This window comes from Dietzia sp. DQ11-44 (genome assembly GCF_014145205.1).
Classification (GTDB): domain Bacteria; phylum Actinomycetota; class Actinomycetes; order Mycobacteriales; family Mycobacteriaceae; genus Dietzia; species Dietzia natronolimnaea.
In genome coordinates this window covers 1-2,137 of record NZ_JAALEC010000314.1, presented here as the reverse complement: position 1 = coordinate 2,137, position 2,137 = coordinate 1, and the positions used below count along the sequence as shown (strand labels likewise).

Sequence of the window (2,137 nt, the reverse complement as noted above, 5' to 3'; positions counted from 1 at the left end):
CCCTGGGCGACCGCGCCGATGAACTGCTTGCGGATGATCGTGGACTTGCCCAGCCCGGGCAAGGAGAGCACGAACGCCGACGGGTTGCCGATGATGCCGGCGCGGAACCACGACAACACGTCGCCGGAGACGTCCTGGCCGGTCTGTGCGTGAACCCCCAGAGGGACGCCGACCGCCGGGGCGGTCGCCCCGACCACCCACGGGTTGAAGCCACAGCCGTAGTTGGTGGAGGTCTGGGTGGCGGCCGGGGCGGAGACCACTGCCATCCGCCCCGAGAACGCGCCCTTGAAGCCGCGGCCGTCGAGGGAGGCGTAGCGATTAGTGAACCGGGGCTTTCCGTAGCGGAGCTGCGGTGCCTGGCGGGCGGTGCGCGCCTGCTCGGCCCGGTCGGGGTGCTCGTCGCACCACCGCTTGTACGCGCGGCCGGTTCGTGTGTGCGGCCAGGGAGGGAGCTGATCGCCGGCGGTGATACGGGCGTGTAGCTCTTCCAGCTCGGCCGGCCCGACGGGGGTCTTGGTGCGCCTGGCCATCACTCCGCCTTCGCAAACGAGGAAATCGTGGACTTCTGATCGAGCAGCACGCCCAGACCCAGCGCGGCGGCGAACGCCGCATCCTGCTGGCCGTTGGTGGCGTGCAGCCGAAGCTGAGACCGGTTGCCGAGCTGGCCGATGATCGCCGAGCCCTGGTCGAGCAGTTCAGGGTTGCGCAGGGTGAGCGTCACCAGCAGCGAGTACTCGCCGAGCTGGCCGCCTCGGGCCAGCGCTTGCCGTGCGGCCTCGGTGCGTTCCAGGCGCAGGCCGGCAGAGGCCTTGCCGATCGAGCGGGTCTTGTTCGCAGCGTTGACCGCGTCGGTGTGCTCCTTCTCGACCTGCCTCACCCCGTCCCCGGCGGCGATCGGGCGGTAGATCAGCGTCACGCGCTTGCGGGGAATGTCTGACTTCGGCTCCAACAGGGGCCGCAGGACGTGGTCCGGGAACGCGGCGGCCGGCGGGGCGGCCATCTCGAACGAGCGGGACACCCAGTCTTCGTGGCGGTAGTGATTCCACTTCGCCACAGCCTCGGCCGGGCCGGCGTCGTCCCAGTCCACTCCGAGCGGCTCGCCAGACAGGCGAGCGCTGTTGATGGTCTCCTCCAGGTCGGGGCGGTAGCAACGCAGCGCCAGCCCGATCGCGTCCTCCGGGTTCATTGGTGTGGCGGACACTCCCGCGTACTCGAGCCGCTGGTACAGCCCGGGCAGCCGGAAACCCAGATCGGTGGCCATCGCCTCGGGGTCCTTGCGCTGCATCGCGGTGGCTGCCTTGAAGGTGACCGCGATCCATGACCGCGTGACGAGCTTGCCGCGAGCGAACTCCACCGCCGACTCTGCCTGGATGCGGCGGGCGATCTCCGGGGTGGACTCGCTGACCGAGTCCTTCACCGCGGCGATGAGGTCCTGCCCGGTCGTCGGGTACGACTCGACGGTCACGGTGGCCGCCACGACGTCGTCGTTGAGGGACAGCTCGGCGAGCCAGGCGCCCCATTCGGCGGTCATGTCGTTGCGGTCGGCCACCGTCAGCGGCTCCTGGCCGCGTGAGGCCGCGTCCAACAGGACGGTGTACTGGTTGAGCGCGCGGTCTCGGATGAGCGCGAAATCGTTGCCGGCCACGTCGCGGCCGACGTGCAGCTCGGTCTTGGCCAGGGCGCCGGGCAGCCGGTATCGGCCTCCCGGTACCCGCGAGTTCGGCCCGGACCGGTACACCGTGGAACCAGCGGCCTGTGCCCGCCAGAATTGCCAACGCATTTGAGCCACCTCGTAGAGAGTTCGATTACCGATACGCAGTACTGCCGGGGCCAGGTACGCCACCGCCAGCACCGCAATGAGCGCTCCCGCGCCTAGTCCGCCCTGCATCAGCACCAACATCGCCGCGATGAAGGCGATCCCGGCGATGATCGTGGCCCGCAGCGGCAGGCCGAACATGCCGGTGCGCTGCGACTTCTCACCGAGCGTGTAGAGCCGAAGGTCCGCCTGCTCACCTGATGCAGACACCAGCTATCTCCTTGCCGTCAGCGGTAGTGGTGGGGTGTTGGGTGAGCTGCCAGCGCACCGTCGATCATCTGCTCGGTCGTCTGTGTCGCTCGAGCCGTTGTCTGAGCTGCC

Annotated in this window: 1 protein-coding gene and 1 pseudogene; both read right to left on the bottom strand. The window is 69.2% G+C overall.

What is annotated here, in order from left to right:
* Positions 1-530: pseudogene (locus tag G6018_RS08645) on the bottom strand (ATP/GTP-binding protein); the annotation flags it as partial.
* Positions 530-2,026: an SCO6880 family protein gene (locus G6018_RS08640; protein WP_182639396.1), complete on the bottom strand. Its 1,497-nt coding sequence runs from the start codon at positions 2,024-2,026 to the stop codon at positions 530-532. The pseudogene G6018_RS08645 and the gene G6018_RS08640, both read right to left, overlap by 1 nt.
* Positions 2,027-2,137: the final 111 nt, after the last annotated feature.